This window comes from Silvibacterium sp. (assembly GCF_047605705.1).
Lineage (GTDB): Bacteria > Acidobacteriota > Terriglobia > Terriglobales > Acidobacteriaceae > Silvibacterium.
The window spans coordinates 100,281-115,516 of the sequence record NZ_JASGFD010000008.1; the positions used below are offsets into that span (position 1 = coordinate 100,281).

12 protein-coding genes are annotated in these 15,236 nt (G+C 54.2%); 9 read left to right on the plus strand and 3 right to left on the minus strand.

The window, feature by feature from the left end:
- Positions 1–12: 12 nt before the first annotated feature.
- From QM649_RS04835 to QM649_RS04865, 7 genes are all read left to right on the plus strand, one after another.
- Complete coding sequence (locus QM649_RS04835; RefSeq protein ID WP_415197884.1) at positions 13–1,365, plus strand: glycosyltransferase family 4 protein; 1,353 nt, start codon at positions 13–15, stop codon at positions 1,363–1,365.
- The gene (locus tag QM649_RS04840) at positions 1,358–2,740 is read left to right on the plus strand and encodes a hypothetical protein (RefSeq protein WP_415197885.1); all 1,383 of its coding nucleotides are present in this window, start codon (positions 1,358–1,360) and stop codon (positions 2,738–2,740) included. The genes QM649_RS04835 and QM649_RS04840 overlap by 8 nt, the downstream gene beginning before the upstream one ends.
- Positions 2,733–3,971: a glycosyltransferase family 4 protein gene (locus QM649_RS04845; protein WP_415197886.1), complete on the plus strand. Its 1,239-nt coding sequence runs from the start codon at positions 2,733–2,735 to the stop codon at positions 3,969–3,971. The genes QM649_RS04840 and QM649_RS04845 overlap by 8 nt, the downstream gene beginning before the upstream one ends.
- Positions 3,972–4,084: 113 nt before the next feature.
- The gene (locus tag QM649_RS04850; protein ID WP_415197887.1) at positions 4,085–5,215 is read left to right on the plus strand and encodes a glycosyltransferase; all 1,131 of its coding nucleotides are present in this window, start codon (positions 4,085–4,087) and stop codon (positions 5,213–5,215) included.
- Positions 5,212–5,808 carry a WcaF family extracellular polysaccharide biosynthesis acetyltransferase gene (locus QM649_RS04855; protein WP_415197888.1) on the plus strand — a complete coding sequence of 199 codons (597 nt, stop codon included), beginning with the start codon at positions 5,212–5,214 and terminating at the stop codon, positions 5,806–5,808. Before QM649_RS04850 ends, QM649_RS04855 begins: the two co-directional genes overlap by 4 nt.
- Entirely contained in the window at positions 5,805–7,040 is a 1,236-nt protein-coding gene (locus QM649_RS04860) for a glycosyltransferase family 4 protein (protein ID WP_415197889.1), read from the plus strand. Before QM649_RS04855 ends, QM649_RS04860 begins: the two co-directional genes overlap by 4 nt.
- 29 nt (positions 7,041–7,069) lie before the next feature.
- Complete coding sequence (locus QM649_RS04865) at positions 7,070–8,482, plus strand: MraY family glycosyltransferase (protein WP_415197890.1); 1,413 nt, start codon at positions 7,070–7,072, stop codon at positions 8,480–8,482.
- Between the two features lies 1 nt (position 8,483).
- Here the strand turns inward: QM649_RS04865 and QM649_RS04870 are convergent, their stop codons facing one another.
- Positions 8,484–10,262, minus strand: coding sequence for a hypothetical protein (locus tag QM649_RS04870; RefSeq protein WP_415197891.1), 1,779 nt, complete (start codon positions 10,260–10,262; stop codon positions 8,484–8,486).
- A gap of 230 nt (positions 10,263–10,492) precedes the next feature.
- On the opposite strand from QM649_RS04870, the gene QM649_RS04875 reads away from it, so the two are divergent.
- Positions 10,493–12,835, plus strand: a complete 2,343-nt coding sequence (locus QM649_RS04875; RefSeq protein ID WP_415197892.1) for a GH92 family glycosyl hydrolase — start codon at positions 10,493–10,495, stop codon at positions 12,833–12,835.
- A gap of 57 nt (positions 12,836–12,892) precedes the next feature.
- Here the strand turns inward: QM649_RS04875 and hisC are convergent, their stop codons facing one another.
- Positions 12,893–14,029, minus strand: a complete 1,137-nt coding sequence (gene hisC, locus QM649_RS04880; RefSeq protein WP_415197893.1) for a histidinol-phosphate transaminase — start codon at positions 14,027–14,029, stop codon at positions 12,893–12,895.
- 10 nt (positions 14,030–14,039) lie between these two features.
- Positions 14,040–14,840 carry a sulfite exporter TauE/SafE family protein gene (locus tag QM649_RS04885; RefSeq protein ID WP_415197894.1) on the minus strand — a complete coding sequence of 267 codons (801 nt, stop codon included), beginning with the start codon at positions 14,838–14,840 and terminating at the stop codon, positions 14,040–14,042.
- A 125-nt stretch (positions 14,841–14,965) separates the two neighbouring features.
- Here QM649_RS04885 and QM649_RS04890 point away from each other — a divergent pair.
- Positions 14,966–15,236: Lrp/AsnC family transcriptional regulator (locus tag QM649_RS04890; RefSeq protein WP_415197895.1), on the plus strand; the 271-nt coding region annotated here is incomplete at its 3' end.

Below are 15,236 nucleotides of genomic sequence, written 5' to 3' on the forward strand. Positions count from 1 at the left end.
GGGGAATTAACGATGGCAACGCTTCAAAACATTCCGGGAGTGCGTGGCTACGGCGGTTCTCTCACCGCTGTGAACCCAATGCGTCGTCGCAGGGGCGCCGTTGTCGTTCATCGCGGCGCGCGCGATTCTTATCAGCTGGCTTTGGCTCTGGCTGAGGCGGGGATTCTCGAACGTCTGGTCACAGATCTCTACTGGGATGAGGAGTCTCGCTTGGCAAAGAGTTGTCGTAAATATCTTCCCAGTGGCCTGCTTTCAGCCGCACGTCATCGTGGCGTTGCCGGAATCCGGAAAGAACGCGTGTCACTATGCGCAGGTACTGGTATCGCCAGTCTGCTGGCGGAGAAGATTCCTGGGATACCCTTCTCGTTTCTGCGCAAGATGATACGCATCTCTGACGAGGCTCTTGGACGTACCGCCGGCAAACTCGCAAATAGATGCAACTCTGCATTGTTGAGTTACAGCTATTACGGGTACTCGGCGTTTCAAACGTATGGGCGCGGCGGCATGCTGTTCCAGATGCATCCACATCCAACAACAATGCGCCGCATCCTTCGGGAAGAGTTGGAGAGGCATCCCGAATGTGCCGCTTCGCTCAAACAGGAGTGGGAACTATCGCTTCCTGAAGAAGACTACGAGCGGCTCGTTCAGGAAGTAGCGATGGCGCGCCACTATCTGGTGGCGTCCTCATTCTCGCGGAATAGCTTGATTGAAAATGGCGCCCCCGAGCGCAGCATCCGTGTAATCCCGTATGGCGTAGACCTGGACCGCTTTCAACCTGACCCGGTGAAGTACCGCAGTCGCTCTTCAAAGCTGAAATTGCTGTTCGTAGGCCGTATCAACCAGCGGAAGGGCCTTAAGTATCTGCTTGAGGCTTTGCGTCTTCTCAATACGCGTTGTGTGGAGCTCACAATCTGCGGACGCGTTGTCGATAACCTCGAACTCTTCCGCCCATTCACATCACAGGTGCGAATAAGGCCGTCTGTTAGTCAATCTGAACTCGTGAAAGCCTATCAGTCTGCGGATCTCTTTGTCTTTCCATCGGTAGGAGAAGGCTTCGGGCAGGTATTGCTTGAGTCATTGGCGTGCGGCCTTCCCATCCTGTCGACCACGAATACGGCTGCACCAGACTTAATTTGTGATGGAAGAGAAGGCTTCATCGTTGACCCTCGTCGCCCAGATCTGCTTGCTGAAAAGATCGACTGGGCAATCCGCAGCCGTAGCCAGCTTACGACGATGGGTGAGGCCGCGCGGTCGTGCGCTGAGCGTTACACCTGGCAAACGTTTCGGTCGTGCGTTGCGGAAGAGGTTGGCAAGTATCTCGATCAGGATGCGGCTTACGAGCAGACGGAGGTGCCGATTGTTTGAATTCCTGCTCGCCGCCGCTGGAGGTATCAGCATTCTTGCGGTAATCTGCGCCCTGGACGGAAGCCACGACGTCTTTCATCCACTTGTCTTCATCGCGCCGATGTTCGGTTTTCTCTATTGCTGGATGCCGTGGAAGCTTTTGAATGTCGATGGCTTGTCGCAGTATCTCTACAACGACCAAATGCTGTTTGTGCAGACTCTCAATCTGCTGGGCGTGACTGCATTTGTCGGGGCATGTCTCGCAGTGGGACTTCGTGTCCCTGCTACGGAGCACAAATACTCGTCGCCGTCATCGCCTTTAGTGCTCCGACGCTTACTGATTGGTGGATGTGTCGCAGGAGCCGTAGGTCTGACGTGCTGGGCCATCACCATCATCAATGTCGGCGGGTTTGTTAATGCGTTCAGTTCTTCTTATGCCGGCGGCTGGGACGATAACGGTTATGTGCGTGATGGAACATTGCTTATGCTCGTCGGGCTCTTGATGGCCATTACCGCAAGATCTGCGGGAGCGAGCAAGTGGCTTAGCTACACGATGATGGCTATCTTTGGCATTCCGTGGCTTTCTTCTTCACTGCTCATGGCAAGACGCGGTCCCACATTCGCATTCGTGGTCATCGTCTTAATGGGCTGGTATATCGATCGCAGAAAGAGGCCTCCTATCCTGGCGGTTGGTCTTGTCGGGGTGTTGCTTGGGTGGCTCGTTCTATTCCTGGTAACTAATCGCCAGAGCATCTATCTGGGTTCAGAGTTTGACATAAAGACGGACGTTGGCGATGTCGTTGAAAAGTCGGACACGGGCAACGAGTGGATTTATGGAGCCGGAACCGTTCTCAGCTCGGAACAGCGAGGGCACTATTTCTGGTTGCGTCGCTATGCCGCACAGATTCTAGTTCGACCGATCCCGAGTGCCTTGTGGCCCACAAAATACGAAGACTTCGGCGTACCAGAACTTTTGCACAACGCTGGCACGGGAGAGGGATTCGGGGATGCGTTGGGATGGGACGGAGCAGAAGGTTCAGCGCCTGGCATCGTAGCAGACCTCTGGGTCGAAGCATGGTGGCTGGCCGTCCCGCTCATGGGAATACTGGGCTGGGGATATGGCTATGCGTGGAAGAAAGCGGCTACCAAAGGCGGTCCCTGGTCAAGCCAGTTCGTCGTACTGTCAGCGCTTTCTATCTATCTCGTGATGCAGACCATGGAGGCAGTCATCTTTCGGACCCTTATGCTCTCTATACCTTGCTGGCTCACATGGCGTTGGGCACTTGCAGGACAAAAGCAACAGCAACGGGATTCTTCTGTGCCGTGTTATATCCGTCCCAATTACGACTTGCATTCTGCAAGAACGATGACTCTCAGGAGCAGCAATCGTGTATAGATCGCAGAAAAAGTACGCCCAAAGATCTCGTTCCCAGGCCTGCAGAGCTGTTGTTCTCTGGATCGATTGGTATCCCTATCACGTCGCTCGATTCAAGGGACTGCAAAGGGCCTTCGGTGGTACTTCGGCGGTGCGAGGTATCGAATTTGTAGGTGGGATCGGTGTCCATGCCGGGCTCAAGTTCCGTGAAGAGATTCCCGAAGATCTGCCGGTCGACACGTTATTACCGAGGAGCAGCTGGCGTGAGTCGAGCAAGATAGCTTTGGCACTTGCTGCCTGGCGCCGCCTCAGTGAATTGAACCCCGAGCTGGTGCTTGTCCCCGGCTATTACACGCTGCCCGCAGTGGCTGCTGCGATGTGGGCGAGAGTCCATAGGCGAATCAGCGTTCTTATGACGGAGAGTGGGTCAGGGGATCACGTGCGGGTACCCTGGAAAGAGAAGGCAAAGTCACTCGCGATTCGCAGTCTGTTCGACTGGGCTGTTGCCGGTGGAACAGCTCACGTTCGATATCTCGAGTCTCTGGGAGTAAAGAGCGATCGCATCCTGAATTTTTATGACGTCGTCGACAATGACGAGCTGTGCCGGCGGACGGCAGGGCTTCGACGAACTTCGAACGCAGAGGCATACAAGCTTCCCGCCAAGTATTTTCTGTATGTCGGACGACTGGCGCCAGAGAAGAATGTAGCAGGGCTAATACGTGCCTGGCAGGTGTACAGAGAGCAGGGAGGAAACTGGCCTCTCGTGCTGGTCGGAGATGGCGCGGAAGGACCTGCGCTTCGAGAACTGGCGGCACAGTCTCCTTTTGCAAAGGATGTGATCTTTGTGGGACATAAAAAGTCCCAAGAGGCCCTTCCATACTTCAGCTTTGCGGCCTGCTTTGTTCTTCCCAGCGTGCGCGAACCATGGGGTTTGGTTGTGAATGAGGCCATGGCTGCATCGTTGCCACTTATCGTCTCAAAAAAATGCGGATGTGCAGAAGACCTGGTGAGAGAAGGCCAGAACGGTTTTTTATATGATCCAGAGTTTGACACCGAGTTGACCGTGGCTCTCACAAAGATGGAGGCGCTCTCTTCGGATGAGTGGAATGACATGCGCAGAGCATCCTCCGAGCTGATTCAGAGGTTCTCACCCGATAACTTTGGAAATGAAATCGCAAGGCTTTCAACCCTCGTGCAGGAGCGCTCGGATACGCAACTAACAAATTCCGCTTCCTCGGAGCGAATGGCATGAGTGGGCAGATGAAATGTACAGTCGTGTCTCCGCTCGCGCAGCGCACTATTCCGCCGCATTCCTGCGGTAAGTGGATTGAGGCTTTGAGCCATCTTGATCCGAGATATGGAGGTATGAGTGCAGCTGTCCCACAACTCGCGTCCACACTTGTCTCCGCGCAGGGATATGACATCAATATCGCCGCTTTCGTAGACGATGACGAGAGCGTGCGAAAACCTGAGAATCCAGGGGTCACTGTCTCACGCTGGCCTTTGAGCCGAAGAGAATGGTTGCCTGGGAAAAAGAGGACAGATGAATTCCGCGACATGCTGCGTGCTGCGGATGGGATTCATATTCATGGATTGTGGGAGTCAAGCACATTTATTGGTTCTCGATCCGCGCGCCTGTTGAAGACACCGTACATTGTCTCTGCGCACGGCATGTTGGAAAGTTGGGCGCTGAATTACAAGCGGCTAAAGAAACAGCTCTACGCAGCTTTGATAGAGCGAGCGAACCTTGATGGAGCAAGTTGCGTGCACGCGCTCACCCAGGCAGAAGCGCAGGATTACAAGAAATTTGGCGTGAAGACTCCGGTCGCGATTATTCCAAACGGCATAAGTGCACCAGCCTCCGTGAGCAGAACACTCTTTTTTGAGCAGTATCCTCAGTTGGAGGGGCAGCGCATAGCCCTCTTCCTCGGCCGCATTCATCAGAAGAAAGGCATCGATATCCTGATCGAAGCCTGGGCAGCACTAGCCCGGCGCTTTTCCGACACGACATTAGTACTGGCGGGCCCTGCCACCTCAGATTCACTTCTCACGATGAGTAACCTTCTGATCCAGCACGGTGTCAGTGAGCGCACGTTTTACACAGGGATGTTAGAGGGCGAGTTGAAGTGGAGTGCACTGGCTTGCTCCGATGTCTTTATCCTGCCTTCCTATTCAGAAGGACTCAGCGTCGCAACGCTCGAGGCGATGGCGATGGGGATTCCTGTCATCGTCTCAGAGCAATGCCACATTCCTGAGGTGGAGACATATGACGCCGGTCTCGTAATCTCCGCGGATGCAAGAGCGCTCACCTGCGCGATCGATGACATCCTCAGCAATTCTCCAGCAACGAATGCAGAGATAGGAGCAAATGGGAGAAGGCTTGTAAGAAGCAGGTATTGCTGGCCAGTGGTTGCACAGCAGATGGCTGACTTGTACAGGTGGGTTACCGGCGGCGACACGCCCCAGAGTTTTGAATGGATCAGGGTGAAAGCATGAGCACTCCTATAAAGCTCCGCGACTATAACAACGACTGGTACAGGCCAGGACGATCGACTGCCTGGAGGATTGGTTGGATAATGATCGGCTCCCCAATATTTCGTTCCTCCATCCTGCCTTTCTCCAGATTGCGTGTCGCGCTTCTGCGTCTATTTGGCGCCCAGATCGGTAACGGCGTAGTTCTCCATTCAGAAATAACAGTCAAATATCCATGGCACCTCACTATCGGAGATGATGCATGGATAGGAGAACGCGCGTGGATCGACAACCTGACGACTGTTCATATCGGATCGAATGCCTGCATTTCGCAAGGTGCGTACCTCTGCACTGGAAATCACGATTGGACGAGCCCGACATTCAACCTGCGCATAGCTCCGATCTTCCTCGGCGACGGCTCCTGGGTCGCAGCTATGTCAACGTTGCTGCCAGGTGCAACGCTTGGCGAGTGTGCGATTGCCGCGGCTGGAAGCGTAGTGAGTGGTGAGATTCCGCCGTACGAAATTTTTGCGGGGAATCCAGCCGTTTTCGTGCGCGAAAGAAATGTCGAAGGTTCGAGAACAGAACAGCATGAATGGCAGGAGGTCGCTTTATGAAGATTCTCCTGCTGAATCAATTCTTCTGGCCTGACTCATCGCCCACGAGCCAGTTGCTTACTGATGTCGCGCGTGAACTGGCTGAACAGGGACATGAGGTCTTTGCGATCTGTGCTGACGGCCACTATGCGCCATCTGCCGAAGAGCATCCACCCCGCGCAACGATTTATCGCGTCAGGTCGACACCGTTCGTCAGAGGCGTAGTTGGACGTGTGCTTTCCTATGCATCCTTTTACATTTCTGCATGCTGGCGCAGTTTCAGGATGCCCAGACCTGACCTGGTGATCTCACTTACGACTCCTCCATTGCTCTCGCTTCTCGGTAATGGCTTGAGCCTGCTTTGCGGTAGCCGCCATTTCATATGGGAGATGGATATGTATCCAGACGTGGCGGTCGACCTGGGACAATTTGAGAAGGGTGGCATTGCCGACAAGATGACTGGCCTGCTCGCCGACTGGTCAAGGCGGCATGCAGATGGAATCATCGCGCTGGGCGAGTGCATGAAAGAGCGGCTCATACGCCGTGGCATTTCGGCTGAGCGTATCTCTGTGGCGCAGAATTGGGCAGATAGTAAAGCTGTTACGCCGTTGCCGTTTACTACGGAGCGAAACTACCTATCATTACTCTATTCCGGAAATTTTGGGATGGCCCACGACGCAGACACAATCCTTGACACAATGCGCATGCTTCGTGCGGATACGCGCTTCCAGTTCCTGTTTGTGGGCGGAGGAGTGCATCACACACGGCTGAAAGTGCTGGCAGAGAAAGAAGGGTTGCACTCGGTGCATGTGAAAGATTATGTGCCCCGTGCTGAACTAGGCCAATCACTGAGCGCGGCAGACATTGGCCTCGTTACACAGCGCGATCAATGTTGCGGCTCGGTCGTACCGAGCAAGGTCTACGCACTTCTTGCCGCAGCTCGCCCGATCTTATTTATCGGACCAGATCGAGCCACGCCGGCACGCCTTATTCGTGAATATGGTTGCGGATGGCATGTTCCGTGTGGAGCTGTAGATCAGCTCGTGCAGCTACTTTTCTACCTCTCCTGCCACCTCGAAGAAGTGAGATCCGCAGGGCAGCGGGCAAGGCAAGCCTTAGTTGAGTATTTTGATCTGCCATTGGGAGTGGCTCGAATCGTTCAGATTACCGGCACGCAAAACATGGCTGTTCGCAAGCACGACACTTCCATGAACCTTGGGGCGGCGATTTCGAGTACACAATCGCCAATGTAAGCAAGCATTTCACATCTTGGAGAGATATTATGTTCACCATATCTGCTCTCGGACTGACTGCCTTTGTCCTTTGCTATCTGTTGACTCCGTTGTGCCGGGACCTGGCGCTCCGATTTCATCTGGTCGATAAGCCGGATAACGTTAGGAAGCTCCACGAGACTCCTATTCCGCGTCTGGGCGGCGTCGCGATTGCAATCGCTTATGCTGGATCGCTTGCTACGGCCTTCCTGCTTACGCCGGCCAACGAGAAAATCTATGTACGACACCACGAGATCCTGCTGGCTCTCATTCCTGCGACTGCGATTATCTTTGTCACCGGGCTATTGGATGACCTTGTAGACCTGCGACCATGGCAGAAGCTCACGGGACAGTTAGCTGGCGCCGGCGTCGCAATTGGTCTCGGGCGCCACTTTGCGCCTCACGATCTAGTACTCACCGCGCAGCATTCGATCCTGGCTTCGCCATGGCTGAACTATCCCCTGAGCATTATCTGGCTGCTCGGCTGTTCGAATGCCGTAAATCTTATCGACGGCCTTGATGGGTTAGCCACAGGAGTAGGCATCCTCGCAACCGTCACAACCATGGTCGCGGGGTTGCTGAGCGGCAACGTCGGTCTCGTCCTGGCCACCGCTCCTCTTGTCGGGTGTCTCCTGGCATTTCTTCGCTACAACTTCAATCCAGCCTCTATCTATCTGGGAGATTCTGGCAGCCTCACCATCGGGTTTATGCTTGGATGCCTTGGCTTGGTCTGGGGGCAGAGAAGTGGCACGCTGCTTGGTATGGCCGCACCAATGATGGCGCTTGCACTGCCATTGATGGACGTGGGTCTGGCGATCTGCCGTCGCTGCTTGCGGCGCGTGCCAATCATGAGCGGTGACCGCAGCCACATCCATCACATTATGCTTGCGCGCGGATTCCGCACGAAAGATACCGCGATCATTCTCTACGGGGTGTGCGCACTTGCCGCATCTCTCGCTCTGATGCAGAGTTTCAGCGGCCTCTATCTGCACATTCCTGTGATCCTGATTTTTGTATTTCTTACTTGGGTTGGAGTACGCTCTTTGAACTATATCGAGTTCAATGCCGTGAGACGTGTCCTCTCTGGTAAGAACATCATGGGACGTCTCAAAGAAGAGATATATCTTACCGACCTGGATCGCTCACTCGCTCAAGCCCGAACAATCCAGCGATCCTGGACGGTGGTATGCAAAGCATGTGAGGAGCTACACGTCGCCACCGTACATATGCACATCGGTTCAGAGCACTTTGAGACGGTCTTTCCACACTCCGGCGCAGGTCAGGAATGGAAGATCACGGTTCCGCTAGGAGAAGATGGACAGCTGACGCTCAGTCATTTCGGAACGCAGAAGCCATCAAAACTTATGATGCCAGTGCTGGATCGCCTGCAGAATGCACTGGGCGGACCGCTCGGACAGGATTGAATTATTGGGCAGATCCGGCACGTACGCGGTGCAGTGTGTTTATGAGCGATATATTATTCGTGCCCGCGTTTTGATAGATAGACAGAATCGTGTCGTTATTTGTCTGCCAGTAGTCTGCGTGACCCATCAAAACCTCACCGCTCTTCACTGAGCTGGTGAGCGCCGGGATCGCGTTAGCAAGTTTAGACGCATCGACATCATTCACCATATTCACGCTGAAGGCCGTTGGGTAATATACGTGTATTTCTGGATTCGTTCCGGTATCTCCATGGTCGATGAAGCTCAGAAATGGCGCCGTGTATGCGTAATGCTTGGGAGTGGATTCTTCCGGTATGATCAGCGAATCCGGAAGTGCAGCTGCGAGTTGCTGAAAGATGTCCGCGTCTAATATCCCGCCATTTGCGTCTACGGATGAGTCTACGTAGAAGAGTGTTACACCCCAACGGTTGTGAGCGTATTGCATTTTGCGCAGGAGCTCGTTATAGACGGCACTTGTAGAGAGATATACCTGCTGCGCTGTTCCCCCGGAACCGGGAGTAAAGTGCTGTGGGCGCACGCATAGGCCGGCGCGGAACCCTGCCCCAGTAATCGTCTTGAAATAGGCATCATCGAGCTTCATCCCGTAGTACGGCGAGCTCAAGTCGGATATAAAAGTCTCCATTTCCGGAGCGATAGCAGCGATCTCATCTGGCTCGCAGACATAACTGGTAGTTTGCGGATATTCTTCGCCTTCGATATCCCATGTTATTGCTCCCTGCGCATTTAGTTGGCGAAGATTCGTAACAATATCAGAGGCTTGCTTCAGTATTTTTTGCTGGAATGCGCTGATTCCTGCGGATGTGCGTATATCGAAATCACTGGCATCACTATCGTTGAAATAGCGGCGCGGGTTGTTCGGATAGCCTCCGGGCTGCTGCGGATCCCCAGTCGGAGAGTTGGCCAGGAATACTGTGCCGATCGCTCTCCGATCGGACCAATGCAATTGCATCGGCCATGCCTGGGCCCAATGCGTATAGGCGTCAGCGGCGAGAGCGGATGCAGGTGTCGAGGATGGGGCAAAGCGCAGCGAAACAGTAAATGTCTGCGTTTGTCCGGGCATCACAGGCCGGTCATTATGCGGTTGGAAAAGAGGTAGACCATCTGGTGTGGTGCCGCTGATCAGTGGATAATAACTCGTCCCATTTCCGGTGGGCAGGAAGCCGCTGTATAAGGGCTGCGTCGCGTCCGGATCAACGGCTGCTACTTCACCATTGCCGTAGTCTGCGATTGTTATGCTCGGGCCGGTCGTATTGAAGGCAAGTTCCGGCGTGCTGGTATCTGGAAACTGTGCAGGTAGTTGCGGAAAGTGAAAGGCAAATGGGTAGATGACAGCACCGTCGAGAATCATGCCAGAGTTAGAGCCATTTGTTTCGGTGACGATCATATTCAGAGCAGTACCGCTCTGCTGGAACTGAACCTGAATGCTCCCCCACACAAATTGATAGCTCCAGGTCGATGTGCTGGCGTTCCAGGTCTTCCCGTTGTTATTTTCGCCCCATCCATATTGTCCGGTCGATACAACATTGCCGTTGAGGTCCGTCATCTTCATATGCCAGATATGAAATGCATCGGAGGGATATTGACTAAGATCCTCCAGAAGCACACCGTTGTAACTCAATTGCTGGATGCCGGATGCGCCGTAACCAACAACTAATCCCGACTGCGCGGATGTCTTGCGGCCAACTGTGATAGCGCAGAGCAACAGCAGCAGGAAGAGTGGGGTGAGGAATTTCCATCGCATAGAAACCTTCTTGATGCGAGAAAGAACACTCGGGGAATTCCAGCCAGCGGAAGGAAGGGAGTGAGGAGGCACGCCAGCAAATAGCAACTGCGAAAACCATAACACACATCACTGTTTTGGTGGCAGAGATGACATCACTCGTTCGCGAGATAACAAAGCGCCGAGTGCCCGAAGAGCGAAGAGATTTGTTAGATTGCTCTCGAGCGTCAATTTGTTCAGCGGAGCAATTCATGTCTGTCAGAAGTCGTGTTGTCGGCCGGTTTCGAATCCAGATTCAGGGTCTGCTTGCTATAGCTATCCTTCCATTCGCAGCTATTCACTCGTTTGTTCAAGCCTCTGCCGCAGACGGAGTTCAGCAAAAAGAGCCGGCGCGCCTTGTGAATCCTTTTATTGGTACAGGCAAAGGCCCGGGGGACAGTGAGAACCTCTTTCCCGGTGCCGTCACGCCCTTCGGAATGGTGCAATTGAGCCCCGATACTGAGGACCACGGCCTCGGCTATCACTATTATCAGGGGACTATCAAAGGCTTCAGCATGACTCATATGAGCGGGGTAGGTTGCTCAAATGAAGGTGAAGTCTTCCTGACGGCAACAACAGGACAGATTCAGACGCAGACGAAGGACTACGAATCTCCTTACTCTCACGATGACGAGAAGGCATCTCCTGGTTATTACCAGGTGCGCTTAAAACGCGACGGGGTCAATGCAGAGTTGACCGCAACAGAACGCACAGGTATGGTGCGGTTTACCTTCCCTGCAGGCAAGCAGGCGAATGTGTTGTTGCCTATCAGCCACACATTGAACCACACAACGGCCGCCGAAGTGCATGCGGTGGGAGACCGAGAGATTGAAGGTTATGTCGAGAATGAGGCCTTCTGTGATGTGAAGCAGACCTACAAGGTCTACTTCGATATCCACTTTGATCGCCCCTTTCCTTCATTCGGTACGTGGATCGATTCGCGTACTACGGGAGGAAACGCAAATCTTGACTCTTCGAGCCGGTCTGCGACACAGACTAGTGCTGATAAGGCGATTGGTGCCTATGCTTCATGGCCCGAAGCGGAGCATCCGGAGACGATAACCGCGCAGATCGGAATTTCCTATGTCGATCTGGCCGGAGCGAAGAACAACCTAAAGCGCGAAGCAGAGGGAAAGAGCTTCGAGCAGATTCGCAATGAAGCGGAGGCTGCATGGAATAAGTCCCTAGGGGTGATCGACGCTACCGGCGGATCGCAGACAAATGAACGCGTCTTCTACACTGCGCTCTATCACAGCCTGCTGATGCCGAGCATCCTCAGTGATGAGGATGGCCGATATCTTGGTTTCGATGGAACGATTCACACCGTAAAGCCTGGACATCTGCTTTATGGGAACTTCTCGGGGTGGGATACCTACAGGAGCCAAGCTCCTCTGCTGGCACTCATTGAGCCTCAGCGTACGGAGGATATGGCAGAGTCAGTGGCCCTGATGTATCAACAGGGCGGATGGATTGATCGCTGGCCTCAAATCAATGCTTACACAAACATCATGGCCGGCAGTCCGCTCTCGGTAATCGTGAGCACCGCATGGCTCGATGGGCTGCACGACTTCGATATGAACACTGCCTGGAAGGGGATGTGGCTCGATGCAACGCAACCTGCTCCCGCAAACAAGCCTTATCAGGGACAGGTAGGCATCGATTGGATCAACAAGATTCATTACACTCCGCAGGACAAAGTTGACTACGGCTCGGTATCGCAGATCCAGGAAGATGCGATTGCGTATGCCTCGCTGTATCGCGTAGCCAAGTCGCTCGGCAAGACAGACGAGGCAAAGACCATGTACGGTCGGGCTCTCTATTACAGGAATGTATTTGATCCCGATGATCGCTTTTTCCGCCCGCGTAATGCGGATGGAAGCTGGGTTCCTGACTTCGATCCAACGCAGAATAAAGGTTTCATTGAAGGCTCAGGCTGGCACTACCAGTGGTTCGCTCCAACGGATATGGCGTGGTTGATCCACGCGGTTGGGCCTGACCTGTTCGATCAACGCCTCACGAGCTTCTTCGATTACAAGACCCCGGGTTGGTATGGGCAATACTACAACCCCTACAACGAGACGGATCTCGAAGCACCATTTGAATTCAACTTCTCAGGCAGGCCCTGGGAGACGCAGCGCGTGGTGCGCCGTGTATTGAGTGAGAACTATCCGGATACGCCGGATGGAATCCCGGGGAATGACGACGCAGGAGAAATGTCGTCGTGGGCCGTCATGAGCATGATGGGATTTTATTCGATCGATCCCGCCAGCCTGGCATATGAACTCACGAGCCCGGTATTCCCGAAGGTCGTGATCCACCTGCGTGCGCCGTACAAGGGAAAGACGTTCACGATCGAGACATCCGCAAATCCTGGCGATACGCCGTATATTCAAGACGTAAAGTTGAATGGCGCGGCTTATGCAAAGAACTGGATCCATTTCCACGATATAAGCGATGGTGGAAAGGTGCATTTCAAACTCGGTACATCTCCGAACCAGGCTTGGGGCTCTGGGGCCGCAGATGCGCCGCCGTCGCTGAGCGAAGAGCAGCCATAAGCTTGCTGGATGCGCGAGGTGGCTCGAACAAGTCTGCCTCGCGCATTATCTCTAAACTTATTGACGATAGGCGGCTGCGGAGTGAAGTGAAGATGACAGTGCTTCCAGCAGTCGCTCATTCTGTTCGGGCAGGCCAACAGAGATGCGTACCCATGCTTTCAGTCCATAGCTGGATACAGGCCGCACGATTACCGCACGCTTGAGAAGTTCCTCTGAGATTCGCTCCCCGTCACCAACGTGTACGAGGACGAAATTACCGGCCGAACGAAGATAGGGAAGCGCAAGCAAATCGAAGCCATGGTAGAGCTGCTCTCTGCCTCGGTCGTTCAGATCGCGCGTGCATCGTACGAACTCTTCGTCAGACAAGGCAGCGAGTGCTGCAACCTGCGCGAAGCTGTTTGTGTTGAAGGCGCTGCGCACTTGGTTGAGTATCTGCGTGAGTTCCGGTTGAGCCATTGAGTAGCCGACGCGCAGTCCTGCAAGTCCATAGGCCTTCGAAAATGTGCGTAACAGAATCAGATTGCGATGACGCTCAAGGAGCGCAGCGGAATCTGTCTGGAGAGCATCAGGCAGATACTCGGCGTATGCCTCATCGAGTAGAACGACGACTTCTTTCGGGACACGAGAAAGAAAGTATTCGATCTCATCAGGTTCGATGAAGGTTCCTGTCGGATTGTTCGGATTTGCGATGTAGATAAGCTTTGTCGTCTTGTCGATCGCTGCGAGCATAGCTTCGAGATCGTGGCCGAAGTCGCGCGCCGGAATGACCACCGGCGTTGCGCCGACTGCGCTTGTATAAAGCGAGTAGAGAGCAAAGGCGTATTCCGACATGACAATGGAATCGCCCTGACCGGCAAAGGCTCTCGCCGCCAGTTCGAGAATTTCGCTGCTGCCGTTGCCGACGGTGATCCACGATTGAGGCACGCCGAAACGTTCCGCGAGACGCGCCTTCAAGGGCGCGGCTTCAGGTTCCGGATAGCAGCCCGAAGCCTGCGCCGCGAGATTGAGCATGGCTTGCTGAGCGCTTCCGGGAATGCCAAGCGGATTTTCGTTGGAAGCGAGCTTGAGGACTTCGCTCTCGGCAAAGCCATATTGCTGCGCGACGGAGGATGCGGGCTTGCCCGGAATGTATCGTGGCAGTGCTTGGATGTAGCTCTTTCCGTATGTAAAAACGTCAGCAATAGCAGCAGGCATGGAAACTCCGTTATCGATGCTTCAGGAAAAAAACAATGGTTACGACGCAGCAGAGCGTTGCTACAGCTATACGCATCACGCGCGGGTTCGTACGCTGCGCCATGCGGCCTCCCAGATAGCCGCCCGCGATGGAACCGACCGTAAGGATGATCGCCTCAGGCCAGGAAATCTTTCCGCCAATCATTAACGTGATCAGCGATGCGCCGCTCATCAGCACTCCAAACAGGTTCTTCAGCCCAAGAATGAACTGCACGTCCTCAATGCCGAACATGCTGAGCGCCGCGATCTGCAGAATGCCTGCGCCGCCTGCGAAGTAGCCGCCATATAAGGACACTGCCAGTTGTGCGGCCGATCGCGCATCGATCGTCTTTTGCGGAAGCATCCGATGCGCTTCGTCAACAGCAATCTCGGCTGCAGTACTCGAGCCTCGTCTAAAGAGCGAGAACAGGAAGAGAACAGTACCGGCGAGGAGCAGGTATGGAATAAGGTGCGAAAACAGACGCGGCGGTGTGAAGAGCACCAACAATCCGCCGGCGGTTCCCCCAAGAATGCTCATCAGGCTTACCAGCAGGAGCGAACGCCAGTGGGGCCGCAGTCGCTCACGGTATCCCCAAAAGGCGCTTAGCAGTCCAGGCCATGTTGCAAGCGAGTTCGTGGCATTTGCCGAGATGGGTGAGACGTTGCAGAACAGCAGTGCAGGGAAGCTGACAAAACTGCCGCCTCCGGCGAGCGCATTCAGACCGCCACCTATGAGCCCGGCCGACGCCAGGAGGCCAACCTGAAAGGGCGTTTCATGAAGAGAAGGCAGCACTCAGCAAGAATAGAACTTTAGGTCGATTTCAGGATTGCGTATTGGTGCGCATCTCTTTGCTAAAGCGCAATAAACGTGCATGTATGCTGGCGATGTTGGGTATATATTGCTCGATAGAGGGGTAGATGATCAAGCTCGACGAAATTGACCGCCACATCCTCCGGATTCTGCAGGATCGGGGAGACATCCCGAACACGGAACTTGCGGACTTGGTAGGACTGACGCCGGCACCTTGCCTGCGGCGCGTACAGCGACTGCGGGAAGACGGCATTATCCGCAAGTTCACCATTGAGATTGACAACAAGAAGCTGGGCTTTCAGTTGGATGCAATTGTCGAAATCAGCCTCGAGCGGCATACAAACGAAGCAGGGAACGCGTTTCTTGCTGCGATTCGAA

Coding starts and splice junctions, on each gene's coding strand:
- QM649_RS04855 (WP_415197888.1), top strand. CDS start 5,212: ATGAGCACTCCTATAAAGCTCCGCGACTATAACAACGACTGGTACAGG.
- QM649_RS04850 (WP_415197887.1), top strand. CDS start 4,085: ATGAGTGCAGCTGTCCCACAACTCGCGTCCACACTTGTCTCCGCGCAG.
- QM649_RS04865 (WP_415197890.1), top strand. CDS start 7,070: ATGTTCACCATATCTGCTCTCGGACTGACTGCCTTTGTCCTTTGCTAT.
- QM649_RS04875 (WP_415197892.1), top strand. CDS start 10,493: ATGTCTGTCAGAAGTCGTGTTGTCGGCCGGTTTCGAATCCAGATTCAG.
- QM649_RS04860 (WP_415197889.1), top strand. CDS start 5,805: ATGAAGATTCTCCTGCTGAATCAATTCTTCTGGCCTGACTCATCGCCC.
- QM649_RS04870 (WP_415197891.1), bottom strand. CDS start 10,262: ATGCGATGGAAATTCCTCACCCCACTCTTCCTGCTGCTGTTGCTCTGC.
- hisC (WP_415197893.1), bottom strand. CDS start 14,029: ATGCCTGCTGCTATTGCTGACGTTTTTACATACGGAAAGAGCTACATC.
- QM649_RS04835 (WP_415197884.1), top strand. CDS start 13: ATGGCAACGCTTCAAAACATTCCGGGAGTGCGTGGCTACGGCGGTTCT.